Consider the following 19,953-nt stretch of genomic DNA (forward strand, 5'->3'; position numbering starts at 1 on the left):
CCCAGGGGTGTCCGGGCCGTGATCCGCCCGGCACCCTCTAGCGGTCGGCGCGCGGGTAGCCGAGCAGATGCAGCCGGTCCAGTTCGTCCGTCCACCGGAACACGCCGACCCCCGCCGCGGCCTCCGTGGCCGGCAGCCGCACATTCGCGGGCAGCGCCTCCGGCACCCCGCTGGTGACCTCGACCTGGGCCGGACGGCCGCGGCCGGCCAGCACGTCCGCCGCGTTGCGTCCGGGCGTCGCGCCGTACGCGGTGCCCTCGTCCGTCACGGAGACCAGGGTCAGCGGCTTCGATCCGTCCGTCGCCTCGAGACAGAACCCCTTCTTCGTCTCCAGGTCGAAGGCGAGGTTCCCGGCCACCAGGTACGTCCGCGAGGGCGACATGACGGCCTGCGGATACTGGCCCGGCTTGATCGCCACCTTGTGGCACTCCACCGTGGCCACCGGCTTCCCCGTCTCCGCGTCGTGCACCGCCCACAGGTCATGGGTCGTCGCCCGCTTCTGGCCCTTCGCGAGCTGCCACTTCGCCAGAACCCAGCCGGGGGCCACCGACGTCGGGATCCCGCTGGAACGGTCGGTGCCCTTCGGGGCGACATTCCGGCTGAACCAGCCGCCCTGCACCCAGAACTCCCGTGCGCCGCTGACCAGCAGGCCCTTCGTGGTCAGTCCGAACACCTCGGTGAGCTGCCTGCAGGACGGGCAGCCCTTCGGGTACTTCAGCGCCGTGGGGGCGATCTTCGTGATCCGGCCGCTCGCCGGGTCGACCAGCACGCTGTTGGTGCGGCCGTCGCTGATCAGGATGCCGGGTCCGCTGGTGTCGACGGTCGGTGCGGAGTTCCACGGCACCTCGATGCGCTGCCGGGAGCCGTCCGTCGCGTTGTAGACATCGAGGGAGACGATCGTGTCGGCCGGGGTCAGGGCGTTCACGCCGACCTTCCCGTACGCCCACGTGACGAAATACTCCACGTCGTCCTTGGTGACCAGGAGCAGCTTCGGGAAGTGCTTCGAGGCCGGCGGCCGCCAGTTCTCGCCCTTCCAGCCGGCCTTCCCGGTCTCCGAGTCGATGGTCTCCAGCCGGTACTGGTTGTCGGAGACCCGCAGCAGATAGGCGAGGCGACCTGTCGTCCGGGAGATCGCGTAGTCGGGCGAGGTGTTGATGAGCTCCCAGCCGCGTCGGGTCGTGTACGCGGGGGGAACGGTGAGCTGCGTCGCCGGGCCCGTACCCGTCCGGACCGGCTTCTTCGGCCCGCCGTCGCCCTTGTCCCCCTCGCCCTCGTTCCCTTTCCCCCCGGCACCGCAGGTGGCCAGCAGAAGCAGCAGGGCAAGCACCAGCACCCCGGCGACCAGAGTCAGGCGCACGATCTTCTGTCGCATGGTCCCCTCGATGAGCATTTCCGACCCCACGTGAGCATTCCTGACCTCGCGCCGATCAGCGTAGCAACTGGCCCAGACTCCCAGGCAGTTGAGCTCGGCGGCCGTGGTGCGGGGGCCGACTGCGGGCGACGGTGCGCCGGACGGGACAGGCACCGGCCGGAGAACGGCCGGTGGTATCCGCCTACAATTTTTTCGGTGAACGTCACCCTCTCCACCGCGGAAGCCCTGCGCGCGGCGCTGGCCGGACTCCTCGACGGGCTGCCGCCCAAGCAGGCCGCGCAGGCTGTCGACCGGCTCATCGCCAATTACCGGGGGACCACCCCGACCGATGCCCCGGTGCTCCGCGACCGCTCCGATGTCGCCGCGTACGCCGCGTACCGGATGCCCGCGACCTTCGAAGCGGTACGGTCCGCCCTCGCCGCCCTGCGCGAGGCCGCCCCGGAGTGGGCACCCGCCACCCACACCGACATCGGCGGCGGCACCGGAGCGGCGAGCTGGGCCGTGGCCGGGGCCTGGGAGGGGCACCGGACGACCGTCCTCGACTGGGCCGAGCCCGCCCTCGTCCTCGGCCGGGAGCTGGCCGATGCCTCCGGTGTCGAGGCCCTGCGCACCGCCGACTGGCGGCGAGCCCGGATCGGTGCGGGTCTGGAGCTCGACGCCACGGACCTGGTGACCGTCAGCTACGTACTGGGGGAGCTGACGGCGGCCGCCCGCACCGCCCTCGTCGACACGGCCGCGGCCGCCGCGCAGGCCGTCGTGATCGTCGAGCCCGGTACCCCCGACGGGTACGCCCGCATCATCGAGGCCCGCGACCGGCTGATCGCCGCCGGGCTGACGGTCGCCGCGCCGTGCCCGCACAGCGAGGCGTGCCCCATCGAGCCGGGCACCGACTGGTGCCACTTCTCGGCCCGGGTCAGCCGCTCCTCGCTGCACCGGCAGGTGAAGGGCGGATCGTTGCCGTACGAGGACGAGAAGTTCAGCTATGTCGTGGCGACCCGCTTCGCCACCGAGCCGGTACTCGCCCGGGTGACCCGCAAGCCGCAGATCCGCAAGGGGCAGGTGCTGCTGGACCTCTGCACCCGGGACGAGGCACTGAAGCGCTCCACGGTCACCAAGCGGCACGGCGAGCTGTACCGGGCCGCCCGGGACATCGCGTGGGGCGACGCATGGCCGCCCCCCGGTGACGACGCCTAGAGCCTCGCTTCCGGATCAGGCCGGAAGAAAGACCCTAGGCGCGCAGCTCCTGGGTGCAGCACTTCACGCTGCCGCCGCCCTTGAGCAGCTCGCTCAGGTCCATCGGGACCGGTTCGAAGCCGCGTGCCCGCAGCGGGTCGAAGAGGCCCGCGGCGCCCTGGGGCACCAGCACATGGAGGCCGTCGCTGACCGCGTTCAGCCCGAGCGCCGCGGCGTCCGCCTCCTCGGCTGTCAACGCGTCGGGGAAGAGCCGCCTCAGTACGGAGCGGCTGCCCGGCGAGAAGGCGCCCGGGTAGTACATGATCTCGTCGCCCGCCTCGTCGAGCACACACAGCGCCGTGTCCAGGTGGTAGTAGCGCGGGTCCACCAGGTCGAGCCCGATCACCGGCCGTCCGAAGAACTCCTGTGCCTCGTCGTGCGAGAGCGGACTGGACCGGAAGCCGCGCCCGGCCAGGAGGTACGACGAGGTGACCGCGAAATCGCCCTCGCCCTCGTTGACATGGGCCGGCTCATGGATTTCGGTGAAGCCGTGGTCCCGGAACCAGTCCCGGTGCGCCTCGGCCTCGGGGTACCGCTCCTGGTACGCGAACCGGGCGCCCAGCACCCGGCCGTCCACGACGGTGGCGCCATTGGCGGCGAAGACCATGTCGGGCAGGTCGGGACGCGGGGTGAGCAGCTCGACGGTGTGGCCGAGCGCCCGGTAGCGGTCGCGCAGGTCCTCCCACTGGGCCTGGGCCAGCTGCAGATCGACCGGCTTGCTCGGGTCCATCCAAGGGTTGATGGAGTACGTGACCTCGAAATGGGTCGGGGCGCACATCAGGTAGCGGCGCGGGGTCGCTTCACGAAGCGATGAGGGTGTGGCTTCACGAGGCAATGGGGGCTCCTCACGGACAGCAGGGGTGGCCTGCGGACAGTCGGGGCTCGCACGGGTCTGTGCGTGAGCCCATGGTGCGCCGTGCGGGGCGACCGCGCAGTAAACCGATCGGGTGGTTGTACGGGCGGCTCGGTAACGATTACGCAGAGGCGCCGATGTGCTACGTCCCGTCCCGCTCCGCCGACGGATGCCTCCCGAGCCACACCTGCCATTTCAGGCCAATTATTGGCATAGTGCCCAGCTCAGTGCGCCGGTCCACGCACCCCGCTTGAGAACTCTGGCCACCCGAGGCGCAGGATGGTGGGACCATAGGCAGGGGCAACGCTGAGGTAAGGGGATTGATGGGCGCCGATTTCGGCCGTTCTCGCGGCACAGAGAGCAAGTTTTCCCAATGGTTTCGCCGACGACCCAAACCGCAGGACAGCGACGTCGACGACACCGCACGGGAGGCGCTGCTCCTCGCTGTCGCCGAAGCCGGAATGCCCATCGCGCCCGCCGCCCACCCGGTCGGCTACCGATGTTCGTGCGAACGCATCGGCTGTCCCACCCCCGCCCGGCATCCCATCTCGTTCGCCTGGCAGACGCAGTCCACCACCGACAGTGCCCAGATCGAGCGCTGGGCCCGCAGTCAGCCGCAGGCCAACTTCATCACCGCGACCGGCATGATCCACGACGTCCTCGACGTGCCGTTGACCGCGGGCAAGCAGGCTCTGGAGCGGCTCCTCGCCGCGGACATCGACGTCGGCCCGGTGGCCGTCTCCGGCGACGACCGGATGCTCTTCTTCACCGCCACCCGCGGCACTCCCGAGGACGAGGACGAGTGGTGGCCCTGCGAGCTGGACTGCCATCCCGAGACCATGGACGAGCATCCGGGGATGCGCTGGCACTGCCGCGGAAGCTACGTACTCCTGCCGCCCGCCATGCTCCCCGGTGAGCTGGACGTGCACTGGGTCCGCGGTCCGGAGAACCCGCTGCCGGACCCGCTGACGCTGCTGGAGACGCTCACCGACGCCTGCGCGCAGTACGCCGACACGGCGGACCAGAGCGATCTCGACCACGACTCGGTGGCCTGGCCGCTCAGCCGCTGAGATCCCCCGCAGCGGAAGTACGGGGAGCCGGGGACATGGGGCCTCACGAGCCCTGTTCCACGAGCAGCGCGAACCCTGTAGCACGGGCAGCGCGACCCTGTACCACAGGCAGCGGGGGAAGGCTCCCGGCAGAACGGGACGCCGCTCACGGCAGCGCGCGACCGCGCCTACGAGCCCTTCGCCGCCGTGAGTCCCGGCAGCCGGTTCAGCACGATCACCTTGGCGCCCTTCCCGGCGCCCTTCTTGGGGACGTACACCAGCTGGCTGGAGACCCGCTCCTTGGTGAGGGTGGTCTTCACCTCGCCGGTCAGCAGCGCCTGCACATCCGCGTTGACCGGCGGACGCAGTCCCTTCGCCGCGGTCTGCTGCTCGAAGTGCTTGCTGCTGAAGAAGACCAGCGCCCCGCCGTCCTCCGTCTCCAGGCCGAGCGGACCGAACATACCGCTGTCCAGCGGCTGGTCGATGAACTGGAAGGAGAAGCCCGCCCGTCGGCTGTTTCTGCGTTCGTTCCGCCAGGCCGAGGTGGCGACCCCGGGGGCGAACACGTCCGGCGTGCCCTTCTGCAGGTACTGCGTGTACTGCGTGCTCAAGTCCTTCGGCGCCACGGTCAGTTCGGTGCTGTCCGCGGTGACCGGCCGGGCCCGCCCGTCGCCGTCCTTCGCGAACGCGGGCAGCTCGGACGGCGTCACGACCGCGAGATACGACGCCCTCCAGACCGCGTCGGGACCGGTCCGGACGAAGACGATCAGCCAGCTGGTGTCCTGCTTCCCGCTGTCCTGGTCGCGGTTGGAGTCGGTGTTCGCGAGGAACCAGCGCGGCCAGCCGGCCTTCTTCGGGATGAGATACGTGGCGTCGGTCAGCTCCAGCGGCCGGTGGTTCGCGTTGCCGTTGGGGTTGTTCTTCTGCCGCGCCCGCAGACCGGCCTGGTTGATCGCACCGAGGGAACCGGTGACCCGGTCCGCGTCCAACGCAGGGTCGTAGGCCTTGTCCGCCGCGTTGTACGCGGTAGTGAAGTCCGTAAGGGCCTTCGCGGCCTCAGACTTCGTCGCCGCCGGTACGACTTCCAGCTCGCCGTGCACCGTCACGCACCCGCTCGCCGTCATGCTCAGCACCGTCGCTGTCACGAGCCCCGTCGCCAGCCGAATCGGCCTCAGACTTCTCATCCGTTGCTTTCTGCGCCTTCTGATCCGTCGCCCCCACTGACCGTCCGAACCCTACCGGGGCGAGGAACAGCGCGAGAGTGGGGATCAGATAGAGCGCCCACACCGTGACCTGAAGAACGGTCGGATCGGGCTGGAAGTTGAAGGTGCCCTTCAGCAGCGTTCCGTACCAGCTGTCCGGCGGGATGGTGGCGCTGATGTCGAACGCCCGGTTCTGCAGACCGCCGAGGAACTCGGCCTCCTGCAGATCGTGGACGCCGTACGCGAGCACGCCCGCCGCGACGACGACCAGCATGCCGCCGGTCCAGGTGAAGAACTTCGCCAGGTTGATCCGCAGTGCACCGCGGTAGAACAGCCAGCCCAGCACCACGGCCGTGGCGATCCCGAGCAGCGCACCGATCATCGGATGCCAGCCGTCGTCCGCGGCATGCACCGCACGCCAGACGAACAGAGAGGTCTCGAGCCCCTCCCGGCCGACGGCGAGGAGCGCCGTGGCGACCAGCGCGCCGGTGCCCATCGCGAGCGCCGCGTCGAGCTTGCCGTGCAGCTCCGCCTTCAGATGCCGCGCGGTGCGCCGCATCCAGAACACCATCCACGTGACCAGGCCGACCGAGACGATCGACAGCGAACCGCCGAGCGCCTCCTGCGCCTTGAACGTCATCTCCTGCGAGCCGAATTCGAGACCCGCGCCGAACGCCAGGCTGACGACGACCGCGATGCCGACCCCGACCCAGATCGGCAGCAGCTTGCTCCGGTTGCCGGTCTTCACCAGATAGGCGATGAGGATGCAGACGACCAGGCTGGCCTCAAGGCCCTCGCGCAGGCCGATCAGGAAGTTGCTGAACACGTTTCGGTTCTCCTTTTTCCGCTTCGAGTCCCGTTACGAGAACAGCGCCCGGCCCCACCAGTCGTCCTTGGAGCGGACGCCCGGCGGGACGGCGAAGTGCGCCGAACCCACGTGCTGGATGTACTCGTTGAGTGCGTCGTGTGCCGCGAGGCGGCGCTGCAGCGGAATGAACGCCTTCCGGACATCGCGCTGGTAGGCGAGGAAGAACAGCCCGGCGTCCAGCCGGCCCAGGCCGTCCGTGCCGTCCGTGAAGGAGTAGCCGCGGCGCAGGATCTTCGCACCGTCGTTGCTGTCCGGGTGGGCGAGCCGCACATGGGCGGTCGGCAGCATCGCCTTCAGGAACGGCTCGTCGCGCTCCTTCGCCTTGCCGACAGGGGCGCCCTCGCCCTTGTCCCGGCCGAAGATGTCCTCCTGCTCCTGGAGTCCGGTCCGGTCCCAGGTCTCGATGTGCATGCGGATGCGCCGGGCCACCAGGTACGAACCCCCGGTCATCCAGCCGGCCTGGTCCTTCTCGCCGACCCACACATGCTTGTCGAGGGCCGCGGTGTCGGTGCCGGAGATGTTCCGGGTGCCGTCCTTGAAGCCCATCATGTTGCGCGGGGTCTGGGCGTCGGGCGTCGTCGACGACGTCTTGCCGAAGCCCAACTGCGACCAGCGGATCGCGGTGCGGCCCATGCCGATCCTGGCGAGGTTGCGGATGGCGTGGACCGCGACCTGCGGGTCGTCCGCGCACGCCTGGACGCACAGGTCGCCGCCGCTGCGGGCCGCGTCGAGATTGTCGCCGGGGAACTTCGGCAGATCGACGAGCGCCTCCGGGCGTCGGTCCTCAAGGCCGAACCTCCCCTTGGCGAACAGGGAGGGACCGAAGCCGATGGTCAGAGTGAGCCGGGACGGCTTGAGCCCCAGCGCCTCGCCGGTGTCGTCCGGCGGTGCTTCGGCGAGACCGCCGTACGCCCCGTCGCCGACCGCATGACCGGCCGTCATCCGCTCGGCCGCCCGCGTCCACTCCTTGAGCAGCGCGATCAGCTCGGTCCGGTCCTTCGTCGTCACGTCGAAGGCGGCGAAGTGCAGCCTGTCCTGGACGGCGGTGGCGATACCGGCCTGGTGCACACCGTGGAACGGCACCGCGGCGCCGCTGTCCGCGGCCGGCACGGCGTCGTTCTCCGTACGCACCGCGGCGACCGCGCCACCGACCGCGACCGCGCCGAGCGCCAGCCCGGCACCGCCCCAGCCGAGCAGTGCACGGCGCGACGGGGCGCGGCCGCCGGTGGCGTCCGCCTCGGCGACGCCTGCGTCGGCGACGTCCGTCCCGGCGGTGTTCTGACTTTCCTCGGACATGATCGGTGCCTCCCCGCCCGTCACTTCGTCACTACTTCGTCACTGCGGCGGCGAGCCGCGACAGCGGCTCGGCCAGCGAGTTGACGGCGTCCGACAGCTCCTTGCGGTCCGCCTTGCCGACCTTGTCGTACGAGGTGAACTCGTAGGAGTTCTTGTCCTCGCGGTACTTGTCCAGCAGCGTGTTCAGCGCCGCGAACTGCTTGTCCAGGGTGGCGGTCAGCGCCGCGTCGTTCTTCGAGGCGATCGGCTTCAGGAGCTCGTACGACTTCTGCGCGCCCTCGACATTGGCCTTGAAGTCGATCAGGTCGGTGTGGCTGTAGCGCTCCTCCTCACCGGTGACCTTGCCGGTGGCGACCTCGTCGAGGAGCTCCTTGGCGCCGTTGGCCATCGAGGTCGGCGTGATCTCCGCCTTGCCGACCCGCTTCTGCCAGTCGACGAGGTCCTTGTAGAGCACGGGGGCGAGGGCCTTCTCCTCGGCGCCGAGCTTCTTGTCCTGCCACAGCGCCTTCTCCAGGCGGTGCCAGCCGGTCCACTTCTGGCCGTCCTCCAGGCCGTCCTCGCGGACGTCGACCTTGGGGTCGATGTCACCGAAGGACTCGGCGACCGGCTCGGTGCGCTCCCAGCCGATGCGGGAGTCGGCGTAGGCCTTCTTCGCGGCCTCGATGTCACCGGCGGCGACGGCGTCCGTGAAGACCTTGACCTTCGGCAGCGTCTCGTCGGCCTGCTCCTGCACATAGGTGCGGTAGCCGGCGACGGCCTCGTCCATCTCGGGGCTGCGCTTGACCGCGGTGCCGCCGGTGACCTCGATCTGCTGCCGGAAGCCGGCGCCCTTCATGCCGGGCTTGCAGACGACGTCGTACGAACCGGCCTTGACCTCGGCGGTGATGGTGGCCTTGGTGCCGGGGCCGATGTTCTCGCGCTCGGCGACGATGCGGTCGTCCGGGAAGAGGACGTAGACCTCGGTGACCTTGGATCCCTTGTTCTCCACGGCGAGTGCGATGTGACCGGCCGGGAGCTTCTTCTTCGACACCGCGCAGGAGTCGTCCTTCGCGGTGACCTTCACCCCGCCGTCACCCTTGCCGTCGCTCTTCTCGGCGCAGCCCGTGACGGCGGTCAGAGCTGCCGCGGTGGCGACAGCGGTGACGACGGAGAGACGAACGGCTCGCATACGGGCTCCACAAAGGCTGAAGAGGATGAACAAGGCCGGGAAGAGGCGGGTGAGGCGGACCTAACTTAACCGAGGCTTACCTCACCGGTACCCGCCCGTGCAGTGATTCAGCTCTCACCTGGGGTGCCGGAGAACGGGGCGATCACAGTCAGCCCATGGGTGTCCCATGAAAGGGTCAAGAGATGGTCAATCCGTACTTGGTGGTGCGAAGGAGGGGCGCCTCGGTGCCGGAGTGGTCGCCGCGGCCCCGCCGCCGTACCGTCCGGTCCGCTCCTGCGGCACCACCGGGCCGCACGATGCTTGAATGCGCACGTGAGTGACTACGACGTACCCGCAGGCATCGACGTACTGCACGTGTTCTGCGGTCCGGACGGACGGCACGGCAACGCCCTCGGGGTGGTACGCGACGGGCGTACGTACCCCGATGAGGCGTCCCGGCAGGCGCTCGCCGGGCAGCTCGGTTTCAGCGAGACCGTGTTCGTCGACGATCCCGAGCGCGGGTACGTCGACATCTACACGCCGGGACTCCGGCTGCCGTTCGCCGGGCATCCGCTCGTGGGCTCCGCCTGGCTGCTGGACCTGGAGATCCTGGAGCTGCCGGTCGGCGAGATCTACGCCCGCCAGGACGGCGAGTTCAGCTGGATCGCGGCCCGCCCCGAGTGGGTGCCACCGCGCACGCTGGAGCAGTACGCATCCGTCGCCGAGGTCGAGGCGCTGACCGGACCGCCCCCGGGGGAGGGCTGGCTGTACGTATGGGCATGGGAGGACGAGGCGGCGGGACGGGTCAGGGCGCGGGCCTTCCCGCGGCGGGACGACGGAATCGTCGAGGACGAGGCGACAGGTGCGGCGGCGCTGCTGCTCAGCGCGCAACTGGGCCGCGCCCTCAACATCAGACAAGGGCGCGGCTCCCAGATCCTCACCGCACCCGCACCGGACGGCACGGTGGAAATCGGGGGCCGCGTCCTGCTGGCGCAATCAAGCCTGTCACCGGCGCTGTGACGTCGGACGGGCGAATTCAAGCGTGTCGTCGGCGTTGTGGCATCGCAGGGACGCATTCAAGCCCGTCCGGCGATTGAGGACGAAGCGGCGCGGGTGACCGGGCCCACCGTCAGAACCCGGTCAGCCCTCCCGCACCGCCGGGGCCCTACGCACAGCGGGGGAACACCTCGCCCAGCTCCCGGAACACCGCCGTGTTCAGCGCGAACGCGCGCCTGCACTCGTCGACGATCCGCATCTTCTCCAGTTCGTCCGCGTCCACCGCGTCCAGCAGCTCGCGGTAACCCCGCTTGAACGAGGCGGGGTTGGCTATCTCCTCGAAGACGTAGAACCGGACCCCGTCCCCCTTGCGCGCGAAGCCCCAGGTCCGCTCCGCCCTGTCGCGGATGATCTGGCCGCCGGAGAGATCCCCGAGATAGCGGGTGTAGTGGTGCGCGACGTATCCGGCGGACCAGGTGCGCGCGCACTCGGTGACCCGGTCGGCGTACGCGGCCGTCGCGGGCAGCGGCTTCAGGCCCCTGCGCCAGTCCGCACCGCGAAGATGCGCCAGATCGCGCTCCAGCTCCGCGGTGCGCATCAGCTCCGGCTGTATGAACGGACCGGCGACCGGGTCGGTACGCAGTGCCTCCGCGCCCTCCTCCAGCGCCCGGTAGACGAACCACAGCTGCTCGGTGTAGCGCGTGTACGCAACGACTCCGAGCTGCCCGCCGAGCAGGTCGCTCATGAAGGTCGAGGTCTCCGCCTCGGTGTGCTGTTCGTGCGACGCCGTACGGATCAGTGTCGAGAAGGGTGTGGTGGCGGCTGTTGCGTCCAAGGCGGGCCTCCGGGGACCGAGGAGGGAGGGAAGTCCGGAAGGAGACGGAAAAGCCGACAGCAACTGCGCTCGGCAGCCACTGTCGACATCTCCGATCCTCCAACTTAGGCTTACCTAAGTCAACAGCTTCCCGACGGTCCGTCGGTAAAAACGATACGCCCGGTTCCGCCCGTTCGCCGGGGTTGCGGATCGCGTACGAACGGTTAGGGAAGGGTCAGGATCTCGGCGCCCGTCTCCGTCACCACCAGCGTGTGCTCGAACTGGGCGGTGCGCTTGCGGTCCTTCGTCACCACGGTCCAGCCGTCGTCCCACATGTCGTACTGGTGCGTCCCGAGCGTCAGCATCGGCTCGATGGTGAATGTCATGCCGGGCTGCATCACGGTGGTCGCGTGCGGGCTGTCGTAGTGCGGAATGATCAGGCCGGAGTGGAACGAGGAATTGATCCCGTGCCCGGTGAAGTCCCGGACCACGCCGTACCCGAAGCGCTTGGCGTACGACTCGATGACCCGCCCGATCACATTGATCTGGCGCCCGGGGCGGACCGCCTTGATGGCCCGGTTCAGCGACTCCTCGGTGCGTTCCACGAGCAGCCGGGACTCCTCGTCCACATCGCCGCAGAGGTAGGTGGCGTTGTTGTCGCCGTGCACACCGTTGAGGTACGCGGTGACGTCGAGGTTCACGATGTCGCCGTCGCGCAGCACCGTGGAGTCCGGGATGCCGTGGCAGATGACCTCGTTGAGTGACGAGCAGAGCGACTTGGGGAAGCTGCGGTAGCCGAGCGTCGACGGATAGGCGCCGTGATCGCACATGAACTCGTGGGCGACGCGGTCGAGTTCGTCCGTCGTCACGCCCGGGGCGATGTGCTTCGCTGCCTCGGCCATCGCCTGTGCGGCGATCCGGCCGGCGATGCGCATGCGCTCGACGGTGTCGGCGTCCTGGATTTCCGGGCCGGTGTACGGGGCAGGAGCCGGCTTGCCCACGTACTCAGGGCGCCGGATATTTCCCGGTACGGAACGGATGGGAGTGATCTCCCCTGGTACGAGCAGCGACTGGCCAGACATGTCAGCGAGTCTAACCAGCGAGCTTGGGGCAGCATGGCTCCGAGGAAAGGAGCCGATGATGGCCCTGTTCAAGAAGCGCACGGTCGGCAAGCCGGGCGAGTGGTACTACTGCCTGGTGCACCAGAAGGTCGAGGAAGGCCCCGAGTGCCCCGCGAAGGACCGGTTCGGCCCCTACACCTCCCGTGAGGAGGCACAGCACGCGATGGACACGGCGCGCGAGCGGAATCTGGAGTGGGAGAACGACCCCAAGTGGCACGACAAGGCCACGCCTCCGGAGGCCGACGCGTAGGGTTCCGGCCCGTCCGGCAGCTGCCCCGGGGCTCCGGCCCCGGACCCTGCTCCTCACACGCCGGAGGGGCTGGACTGCCGGCGCCGTACCGCGTCCGCGTCCGTCTCGGAGTCGTACGTGAGGAGCTTCGGCAGCGCCGCAGCCAGCAGCGCGACCGAGGCCACGCACGCCACCCCGCCCGTCCAGATCGCGGACCGCGTGCCCGTCCAGCCCGCCATCGCGCCCGCCCGCACCTGTCCCAGCTGCGGCCCCACGCTGTACGAGAGCACCTCGATGCCCGCCAGCCGGCCGCGCAGCTCCTCCGGGATGGTCTGGTTCCAGATCGTGGAGCGGCCCAGACCGCTGAGCATGTCGCCCGCGCCCGCCACCGCGAGGCAGACCAGCACCAGCCACACATTGCTGAACCAGCCGGCCGCCGCGATCGCCAGCCCCCAGGCCGCCGCCCCGAAGACCACGAACAGCCCGTGCCGCCGCACCCGTGACGTCCAGCCGCTGGTCAGGCCGAGTACCAGCGAGCCGACCGACCCCGCCGCGTACATCAGCCCCAGTGACCAGTCGGCGTCGAGCTCGTCCGCCAGGAACGGGAAGATCGTGTTCGGGAAGGCGAAGAACATCGCCGCCAGGTCGATCGCGTACGTCCCCAGCAGCACCGGCCGGCTCCAGGCGTACCTCGCCCCTTCGGCAATGCCGCGCAGCGACGGCTTCCGTGCGTGCTCGGCGGGCGGTGCGGGCGCCAGCCGCAGACAGAGGAGCACGGAGACGGTGAACGTGACCACGGTGACCGTGTACGCCGTGGCGTGCCCCGCATAGGCCACCACCAGACCCGCCACCGCCGGGCCGGTGATCGCGCCGAACTGCCAGCGCAGCGAGTTCAGGGCGGCGGCCGCGGTGAGCTGGTCGTGCGGCACGATCCGGGCGATCAGGGAGTCCAGTGCGGGCCGCTGGAGCCCGGCGAGCGCGGAGACGCCGCCCGCGACGAGATAGAGAGGCCAGAGCATCGGGTCGGGCAGCGCGGCGTTCACCAGGAGGACGAGCGCGAGCAGCCCCAGCCCCGCCTCGGTGCCCAGGATCACCTTGCGGCGGTCCGCGGAGTCGGCGAGCGCCCCGCCGTACAGACCGAAGACGACCAGCGGCACCAGCTCGACCGCACCCATCGCGCCGACGGCGAGCGGCGAACCGGTGAGCTCCTTGATCTGGAGCGGCAGCGCGATCAGCGCCATGAAGCTGCCGAAGTAGGTGACCAGGCCCTGGACCCACAGCAGTCGGAAGTCGGCCGAGGAACGCCAGGGCGAGAGGTCGGGCAGGAGCGCGGAGAGCCTGGCGGGCAGGGCGGTGGCAGAGGTCACGAGGGGTCATGGTCCGGCGCCGTACGTGCCCTGTGCAACCGGTTTTGCCGGGGCCTGCGGCGGCCTCGTCCTCGTCACCATCGCGCGGGCGGCGGCGCGGTCAGCTGGTCGGCGAGCCGGGACAGCCGGTCCCGGAAGCGATGGCGGCCGCGCGGTGCGGGGACGCTGTTCTCCCCGGCCGCCGCGCTCACCAGATGCTGCACGGTGTCCAGGTCCACATCGTCGCGGCAGGTCACCGCGAGCGTCTCATGGGCGAGCCCCCGCACCTCCGGGTCGCCGTTGTCCAGCGACAGCACCGTCGCCCCCGCCCGGCGCGCGTCGTGCACCCGCTCCAGCAGCCCGTCCCCGGGCCGCTCCGGAGCCACCAGGAACAGCGTCTCGCCCCGCCCGGCCGCCTCGATCCGGCCCAGCCCGACGGCCAGATGCGCCGGGTCGCCCGGCTCCACCCGGTGCCGTACGAGCGTGGGCGTCAGCTCCGGCAGCCCGGACCAGGTGGACTCGTCGACCAGATGGGCCGCCAGGTGCCACGGCTCGTACGCCGCCGTCCCCACCAGCAGCAGCCCGCCGCGGTGCGGAACGACGGACGACCGGAGGGCCCCCGCGAACCGGCGGGCCGCCGCGGGCCACTCGGTCCCGGCGAGCACTTCACGGAGCAGGGCGACGCGTACGGCATCCATGGCCCGGCATCATGCCGCAGGACCCGTCCCCCGCACCGGCGAACGGCACCGAACCAGCCGAACGGGGGCAGGTGCAGTGACGGATGTCGCAGGGGTGACACGCTGCGTTCCCCTCCATCGCGCGCAGTAGTGTCGGGACCATGACTACGAATGACAGCGGCAGCGCGCCCAAGCCCCCCGCCAAGGACCCCTGGGACCTTCCCGACGTATCCGGGCTGACCGTCGGCGTGCTCGGCGGCACCGGCCCGCAGGGCCGCGGTCTCGCCTACCGGCTCGCACGCTCCGGGCAGAAGGTGATCATCGGCTCCCGCGTCGCCGACCGCGCCCGGACCGCCGCCGACGGGCTGGGTCTCGGCGTCGAGGGCGCCGACAACGCCGAGTGCGCCCGCCGCAGCGACGTCGTGATCGTCGCCGTGCCGTGGGACGGCCACGCCAAGACGCTGGAGTCGCTGCGCGACGAGCTCGCCGGGAAGCTCGTCATCGACTGTGTCAACCCGCTCGGCTTCGACAAGCAGGGCGCGTACGCCCTGAAGCCCGAGGAGGGCAGCGCCGCCGAGCAGGCCGCCGCCCTGCTGCCCGAGTCCCGGGTCACCGCCGCCTTCCACCACCTCTCGGCGGTACTGCTCCAGGACGAGGCGATCGAGGAGATCGACACCGATGTGCTGGTGCTGGGCGACGCCCGCGCCGACACCGATCTCGTGCAGGCGCTCGCCGGCCGGATCCCCGGCATGCGCGGCATCTTCGCGGGTCGGCTGCGCAACGCCCACCAGGTCGAGTCGCTGGTCGCCAACCTGATCTCGGTCAACCGCCGCTACAAGGCGCACGCCGGGCTGCGTACCACCGACGTCTGAGCCCGAGGGCACCCGCGGCCGCACCCTGCGGAGAGCGGAACGGGGCATGAGGGACACTGGACGGGACCGTGCGCCACCCCGGACAGGAGCCGCCCCCCATGCCCCGCCTCGCTCTCTACGCCCTCGCCGTCTGCGTCCTGGCCGTCGGTGCGGCCGTGATCTCCTTCGTCCAGGGCACCTGGCTCGGGATCATCTGGGTGCTGCTGGCCGGACTCTCCTCCAACATGGCGTGGTACTACCTGCGCAAGCACCGCGCAGAGACCGCCGCCGGCTGACCGCGGCCGGACTCCCTAACCGGCGACGCAGGACGGATTCGACTGCTGCCAGAACTGGTAGGCGTCGAAGCCGCAGTACGTGTCGGACTCGCTGACGCCCAGCGACTGCAACAGGCTGTGGATCGCGTCGAAGAAGAAGATGTTGACCTCGGGGATCCACAGCAGCCCGAACACCGCGAACAGGCCGAACACCGCGAACGGCTCCACCTGACGGCGGATCCGGTGCGACAGCCACGGCTCGATCACCCCGTACCCGTCCAGCCCCGGGACCGGCAGGAAGTTCAGGATCGACGCGGTGACCTGGAGCAGCGCCAGGAACGCCAGCGCGTACCGGAACCCCAACGGGACACCGTCCAGCGCGTGCAGCCAGAACGGCGCCGTGCAGACGACCGCGAACAGTACGTTCGTCAGGGGGCCCGCCGCAGAGATCAGGCTGTGCTTCCAGCGGCCGCTGATCCGGCCCCGCTCGATGAAGACCGCGCCACCGGGCAGCCCGATCCCGCCCAGGATCACGAACAGCACCGGCAGCACGATGCTCAGCAGCGCATGCGTGTACTTGAGCGGGTTCAGCGTCAGATAGCCCTTCGCCCCGATCGAGATGTCCCCGCTGTGCAGTGCGGTGCGCGCGTGCGCGTACTCGTGCAGACAGAGCGAGACGACCCAGGCCGCCGTGACGAAGAGGAAGATCGCGAGCCCCGGCGGCTCGGCGAAGTCCGTCCACACGGCCCAGCCGGAGACCGCCATGACGGCGGCGATCCCGAGGAAGATGGGACTGATTCGCCGGTCGCTGCGGGCAACTGCGGTGGTCATCAGCGGACTCCAAGTGGCTCGGGGGGCAGGGGGCGAAGCGCGTCACGGGCAGGGCGAGTCCCGACCGTACAGTCGACACGGCGGAAACGACTCGCATCCGGGTGGTGGTTCCGGACAGGGTGGACACATGACGAGCAACACGGGGGAACCGTCGGGCAGCGCCGAGGACCGGAACGGACCGCCGCTGCCGGGCGCCTGTCCGATTCCCGATTCCGGTCACGGAGAATAGGCGCGTGCGCTACAGCATCCTCGGCACCACGCAGGCACTCCACGACGACGGCACGGCCGTCGCCATCGGTGGGGCGCGGCTGCGCGCCCTGCTGACCGTTCTGGCGCTGAGCCCCGGCCGTGCGGTCCCGGCCGCGGTGCTCGTCGACGAGGTGTGGGACGGCGAGCCGCCCGCCGACGCGGTGGGCGCTCTGCAGGCGCTCGTCGGCCGGCTCCGGCGGGTTCTCGGCCATGAGGCCATCACCTCCGCCGAGAGCGGCTACCGGCTTGCCGCCGATCCCGACGCGGTCGACCTGCACCGCTTCGACCGGCTCACGGGGGAGGGTGTGCGGGCCCTGGACTCGGGTGATCCGGCCAAGGCCGTCACGGTCCTCGACGATGCGCTCGCCCTGTGGCGGGGCCCGGTCCTCGCCGATCTGCCCGACCGCGGCGCCGTCGCCGCCCGCTGGACGGCCCGCCGACTGGACGCCCGCCGCACCCGGCTCGCCGCGGCGCTGGCGCTGGGCCGCGCCGACGAGGTCCTGCCGGAACTGGTCGCGCTCTGCGCCGACCACCCGATAGACGAACCGCTCCAGGCGTTGCGCCTGCGGGCGCTGCGGGACGCCGGACGTACGGCGCAGGCGCTGGCGGCGTACGAGGAGGTACGCACCGTACTCGCCGCCCGCCTCGGCACGGACCCGGGCCCCGAACTGCGTTCTCTGCACGCGGAGTTGCTCCACCAGGGACCGGTGCGGGCGCCGTCGAACCGAGGGGCCGGACGAGGCCGGGCGCCCGCGCCGGGTCGCACGCCCGGGCTCGATCGGACGCACGGACAGGGCCCGGCCACCGCGCCGCACCACGCGCCTGCGCCGAACCGGCCGCCGCTGGCGGACCCGGCCGCCGTGCCGAACCGGGCCCCCCGGCCGACCCGTACCCCCGCGCCGGCCCCCGCCCTCGACGGCCCGCCGGCCCCGTACGCTCCCGTCGCCGCCCACGGCAACCTGCGCGCCAGGCTCACCAGCTTTGTCGGGCGCGAGGCCGATATCGAGGCGCTCCGGGACGACCTCGCGCAGGCCCGGCTCGTCACCCTTCTCGGGCCCGGGGGCGCGGGCAAGACCCGGCTGTCCCAGGAGGCCGCCGAGTCCGCCGCGCCCGCCTGGCCGGACGGCGTCTGGCTGGCCGAGCTCGCCCCCGTGGACGACCCCGAGGCCGTGCCCGAAGCGGTACTGACCGCGCTCGGTGCGCGCGAGACCGTGCTGCGCGGGGCCGGCGCCGAGGAACTGCGGGCCGCCGAGCGGGGCACCGGGGATCCGCTCGTCCGGCTCACCGAGCACTGCTCCCGGCGCCGGATGCTGCTCCTCCTCGACAACTGCGAGCACGTCATCGAGGCCGCCGCGGCGCTCGCCGACCATCTGCTCGTCCACTGCCCGGACCTCACCGTCCTGGCGACCAGCCGTGAACCCCTCGGCGTGCCGGGCGAGTTCGTCCGCCCCGTCGACCCGTTGCCCGACCCGATGGCGCTGCGCCTGCTCGCCGACCGCGGCGCCGCCGCGCAGCCCGGCTTCCGGACGGACAGCGACGAGGAGACGGCGGCTGCCGCCGCCGAGATCTGCCGTCGCCTCGACGGCCTGCCGCTCGCCATCGAACTCGCCGCCGCCCGGCTGCGGATGCTCAGCCCGCGCCAGATCGCGGACCGGCTCGACGACCGGTTCCGGTTGCTGACCAGCGGCAGCCGTACCGTTCTGCCGCGCCAGCAGACCCTGCGTGCCGTTGTCGACTGGTCCTGGGACCTCCTCGACGCGCCCGAACGCGCCGTCCTGCGCCGCCTGTCCGTCTTCGCCGGCGGCTGCACGCTGGCCGCGGCGGAGTCGGTCTGCGCCCACCCCGCCCCGGACGCACCCGTCGTCGCCGACGATCCGGTCGAGCCCGTGGACCCGCGTGATGTCGCCGTCCTGCTCGGCTCGCTCGTCGACAAGTCCCTTGTCGTCGCCGCGCCCGCCGACGACGGCGAGATGCGCTACCGGCTCCTGGAGACCGTGGGCGAGTACGCCGCGGGACGGCTCGACGAGGCAGCGGAGCGAACCGCCGTCGAGCGGCAGCACCTGGTCTTCTACCGGGAGCTGGCCCGTACCACCGACCCCGAGCTCCGGGGCTCGGGACAGCGGGCCGCCATCGAGCTCCTGGAGCGCGAGTACGAGAACCTGCGCACGGCCCTGCGGCGCGCCGTCGCCGCCCGTGACGAGCAGGAGGTGCTCTGCCTGGTCCTCTCCCTCGCCTGGTACTGGCAGATGCGTGACCTGCGGACCGATGCACTCCAGTGGTCCGACGCGGCCGCCGAGCTCGGCCCCGACCCGTTCGCCCCGCCCGCCCGGCCCGCGCCCTCTCTCCACGAGCGGTGCACCGACGCACCGCCGCCCATGTCGCCCGAGCTGCTCGAAGAGGCGCGGCGCGGGGTGCGGCTGATCCAGCTGGTCAGCATGGACCATGCGATGGACGAGTGGACCACCGAGCAGAGCATGGAGCGGCTGCGCGTCATCGCGGGCACCTACCGGGCGGGTCAGCCGCAGACCTGCCGCGCCCCGGCGTCGCTCTGGTTCTTCGCGGTCCTGCTCACCGGGGACGTGGGCCGGCTGCGCGAGCTGCTGGACGAAACGGTCCGTTCCTGCCGGGAGTTCGGCTACGAATGGGAGCTCGCCGCCGCTCTCCAGATGCGCGCCAATGTGCTGGCCAATCGCCCCGACTGGGCGGGCGAGGCCCGAGGGGACGCCGACGAGAGCCTGGAGATCTTCAACCGGCTCGGCGATGCCTGGGGTGCCGCGGAAGCGCTCTCCTGCCGGGGCGAGGCCTATGAGAAGAAGGGCGAATACACCAGCGCGGCGGACGACTTCCTCGCTGCGATCGGCTGGGCCGAGCAGCTGGGGGCCCGCTCCCAGGTGTCGCTTCTGCGCACCCGGTACGCCTCCGTGCTGACCGAGCTCGACCGTGGCGCCGAGGCCGAGACGATCCTCCGTGAGGTGCTCACCGAGGGCCGTCAGGCGGGGCACGAGGCGATGCCGGCCGCCCGGCTCCATCTCGCCATGTGGCTGGGCCGCTCCGGGCGTACGGCCGAGGCCCGGGAGCAACTCATCGAACTGCGCGAGGAGTTCCGGTCCGAGACAGTGGCGATCTTCGACGGGTTCGTGCTGGGCGGCATGGCGTGGCTGGACAACGAGGACGGCCTGTACGCCGACGCCCTCGACCGGGGGCGGCAGGCTCTGGTCAGGTCCCAGGACCCGCTGTCGCAGATGGTGGCACCCCAGATGTCCGCCCTTCATCTCGTCACCGTGGCCTGGGCCCTCGGCGGACTCGGCGGCGAGCGCCGGGCGGCGGACGCGGCGCGGCTGCTGGGTGCCCGGGAGGGTCTGCTGCCGGCCGGTCATGTCGAGGCGTCGCTGGAGCGCGACAACCACGAGCGGGCGGTGGAAGTGGTCCGCGGCGTCCTCGGGGAGGCCGCCTACGCCGCCGCGTACGCCGAGGGCGGCGGCCTCACACTGGAGGAGGCCGCCGCCCTCGTGGACGCGTATCGGGACTGACCCAGGACGTCCCG

Annotated in this window: 18 protein-coding genes; 7 read left to right on the top strand and 11 right to left on the bottom strand. The window is 71.1% G+C overall.

The annotated features are described in order from the left end of the window. Positions 1 to 37: 37 nt before the first annotated feature. Positions 38 to 1,372: a hypothetical protein gene (locus OHA03_RS21675; protein ID WP_267005452.1), complete on the bottom strand. Its 1,335-nt coding sequence runs from the start codon at positions 1,370 to 1,372 to the stop codon at positions 38 to 40. Between the two features lie 195 nt (positions 1,373 to 1,567). Here OHA03_RS21675 and OHA03_RS21680 point away from each other — a divergent pair, with 195 nt between their 5' ends. Next, positions 1,568 to 2,566 carry a small ribosomal subunit Rsm22 family protein gene (locus OHA03_RS21680; RefSeq protein WP_267005453.1) on the top strand — a complete coding sequence of 333 codons (999 nt, stop codon included), beginning with the start codon at positions 1,568 to 1,570 and terminating at the stop codon, positions 2,564 to 2,566. Positions 2,567 to 2,600: 34 nt separating this feature from the next. Here the strand turns inward: OHA03_RS21680 and ddaH are convergent, their stop codons facing one another. Next, positions 2,601 to 3,440, bottom strand: a complete 840-nt coding sequence (ddaH, locus tag OHA03_RS21685) for a dimethylargininase (protein WP_354006155.1) — start codon at positions 3,438 to 3,440, stop codon at positions 2,601 to 2,603. Positions 3,441 to 3,781: 341 nt separating this feature from the next. Here ddaH and OHA03_RS21690 point away from each other — a divergent pair, with 341 nt between their 5' ends. Next, entirely contained in the window at positions 3,782 to 4,528 is a 747-nt protein-coding gene (locus OHA03_RS21690) for a bifunctional DNA primase/polymerase (RefSeq protein WP_267005454.1), read from the top strand. 167 nt (positions 4,529 to 4,695) lie between these two features. Here the strand turns inward: OHA03_RS21690 and OHA03_RS21695 are convergent, their stop codons facing one another. The 4 genes from OHA03_RS21695 to efeO are packed head-to-tail and all read right to left on the bottom strand — an operon-like array spanning position 4,696 to position 9,041. After that, complete coding sequence (locus tag OHA03_RS21695; protein WP_267005455.1) at positions 4,696 to 5,631, bottom strand: hypothetical protein; 936 nt, start codon at positions 5,629 to 5,631, stop codon at positions 4,696 to 4,698. Continuing rightward, positions 5,564 to 6,535 carry an iron uptake transporter permease EfeU gene (efeU, locus tag OHA03_RS21700; protein WP_267005456.1) on the bottom strand — a complete coding sequence of 324 codons (972 nt, stop codon included), beginning with the start codon at positions 6,533 to 6,535 and terminating at the stop codon, positions 5,564 to 5,566. Before efeU ends, OHA03_RS21695 begins: the two co-directional genes overlap by 68 nt. Before the next feature lie 33 nt (positions 6,536 to 6,568). After that, positions 6,569 to 7,873 carry an iron uptake transporter deferrochelatase/peroxidase subunit gene (efeB, locus tag OHA03_RS21705; protein ID WP_267005457.1) on the bottom strand — a complete coding sequence of 435 codons (1,305 nt, stop codon included), beginning with the start codon at positions 7,871 to 7,873 and terminating at the stop codon, positions 6,569 to 6,571. A gap of 31 nt (positions 7,874 to 7,904) precedes the next feature. After that, positions 7,905 to 9,041, bottom strand: coding sequence for an iron uptake system protein EfeO (efeO, locus tag OHA03_RS21710; RefSeq protein ID WP_267005458.1), 1,137 nt, complete (start codon positions 9,039 to 9,041; stop codon positions 7,905 to 7,907). A gap of 312 nt (positions 9,042 to 9,353) precedes the next feature. Between efeO and OHA03_RS21715 the strand changes: the two genes are divergently transcribed. Then, on the top strand, positions 9,354 to 10,040 hold the full coding sequence (locus tag OHA03_RS21715; protein WP_267005459.1) for a PhzF family phenazine biosynthesis protein: 687 nt from the start codon (positions 9,354 to 9,356) through the stop codon (positions 10,038 to 10,040). A gap of 145 nt (positions 10,041 to 10,185) precedes the next feature. Here the strand turns inward: OHA03_RS21715 and OHA03_RS21720 are convergent, their stop codons facing one another. Together OHA03_RS21720 and map are read right to left on the bottom strand one after the other, a co-directional pair. Beyond that, positions 10,186 to 10,851: a heme oxygenase (biliverdin-producing) gene (locus OHA03_RS21720; protein WP_267005460.1), complete on the bottom strand. Its 666-nt coding sequence runs from the start codon at positions 10,849 to 10,851 to the stop codon at positions 10,186 to 10,188. A gap of 203 nt (positions 10,852 to 11,054) precedes the next feature. Then, entirely contained in the window at positions 11,055 to 11,912 is an 858-nt protein-coding gene (gene map, locus OHA03_RS21725) for a type I methionyl aminopeptidase (RefSeq protein WP_267005461.1), read from the bottom strand. Between the two features lie 58 nt (positions 11,913 to 11,970). Here map and OHA03_RS21730 point away from each other — a divergent pair, with 58 nt between their 5' ends. Then, a complete protein-coding gene (locus OHA03_RS21730; protein ID WP_267005462.1) occupies positions 11,971 to 12,201 on the top strand; it encodes a hypothetical protein in 231 nt (76 codons plus the stop codon). 53 nt (positions 12,202 to 12,254) lie between these two features. Here OHA03_RS21730 and OHA03_RS21735 read toward each other — a convergent pair whose 3' ends face one another. After that, positions 12,255 to 13,547: an MFS transporter gene (locus OHA03_RS21735; RefSeq protein WP_267005463.1), complete on the bottom strand. Its 1,293-nt coding sequence runs from the start codon at positions 13,545 to 13,547 to the stop codon at positions 12,255 to 12,257. Between the two features lie 74 nt (positions 13,548 to 13,621). Next, positions 13,622 to 14,224, bottom strand: coding sequence for a hypothetical protein (locus OHA03_RS21740; protein ID WP_267005464.1), 603 nt, complete (start codon positions 14,222 to 14,224; stop codon positions 13,622 to 13,624). A 140-nt stretch (positions 14,225 to 14,364) separates the two neighbouring features. Between OHA03_RS21740 and npdG the strand changes: the two genes are divergently transcribed. Both npdG and OHA03_RS21750 read left to right on the top strand, forming a co-directional pair. Further along, positions 14,365 to 15,075 carry an NADPH-dependent F420 reductase gene (gene npdG / locus OHA03_RS21745; RefSeq protein WP_267005465.1) on the top strand — a complete coding sequence of 237 codons (711 nt, stop codon included), beginning with the start codon at positions 14,365 to 14,367 and terminating at the stop codon, positions 15,073 to 15,075. Positions 15,076 to 15,173: 98 nt separating this feature from the next. After that, on the top strand, positions 15,174 to 15,350 hold the full coding sequence (locus OHA03_RS21750) for a hypothetical protein (RefSeq protein WP_267005466.1): 177 nt from the start codon (positions 15,174 to 15,176) through the stop codon (positions 15,348 to 15,350). 15 nt (positions 15,351 to 15,365) lie between these two features. On the opposite strand, the gene OHA03_RS21755 is transcribed toward OHA03_RS21750, so the two are convergent. Further along, complete coding sequence (locus OHA03_RS21755) at positions 15,366 to 16,160, bottom strand: site-2 protease family protein (protein WP_267005467.1); 795 nt, start codon at positions 16,158 to 16,160, stop codon at positions 15,366 to 15,368. 233 nt (positions 16,161 to 16,393) lie between these two features. On the opposite strand from OHA03_RS21755, the gene OHA03_RS21760 reads away from it, so the two are divergent. Continuing rightward, the gene (locus tag OHA03_RS21760; protein WP_267005468.1) at positions 16,394 to 19,939 is read left to right on the top strand and encodes a BTAD domain-containing putative transcriptional regulator; all 3,546 of its coding nucleotides are present in this window, start codon (positions 16,394 to 16,396) and stop codon (positions 19,937 to 19,939) included. The last annotated feature ends 14 nt before the right edge of the window (positions 19,940 to 19,953 follow it).

Origin of the sequence: Streptomyces sp. NBC_00154, assembly GCF_026342835.1 — a bacterium.
Taxonomy (GTDB): domain Bacteria; phylum Actinomycetota; class Actinomycetes; order Streptomycetales; family Streptomycetaceae; genus Streptomyces.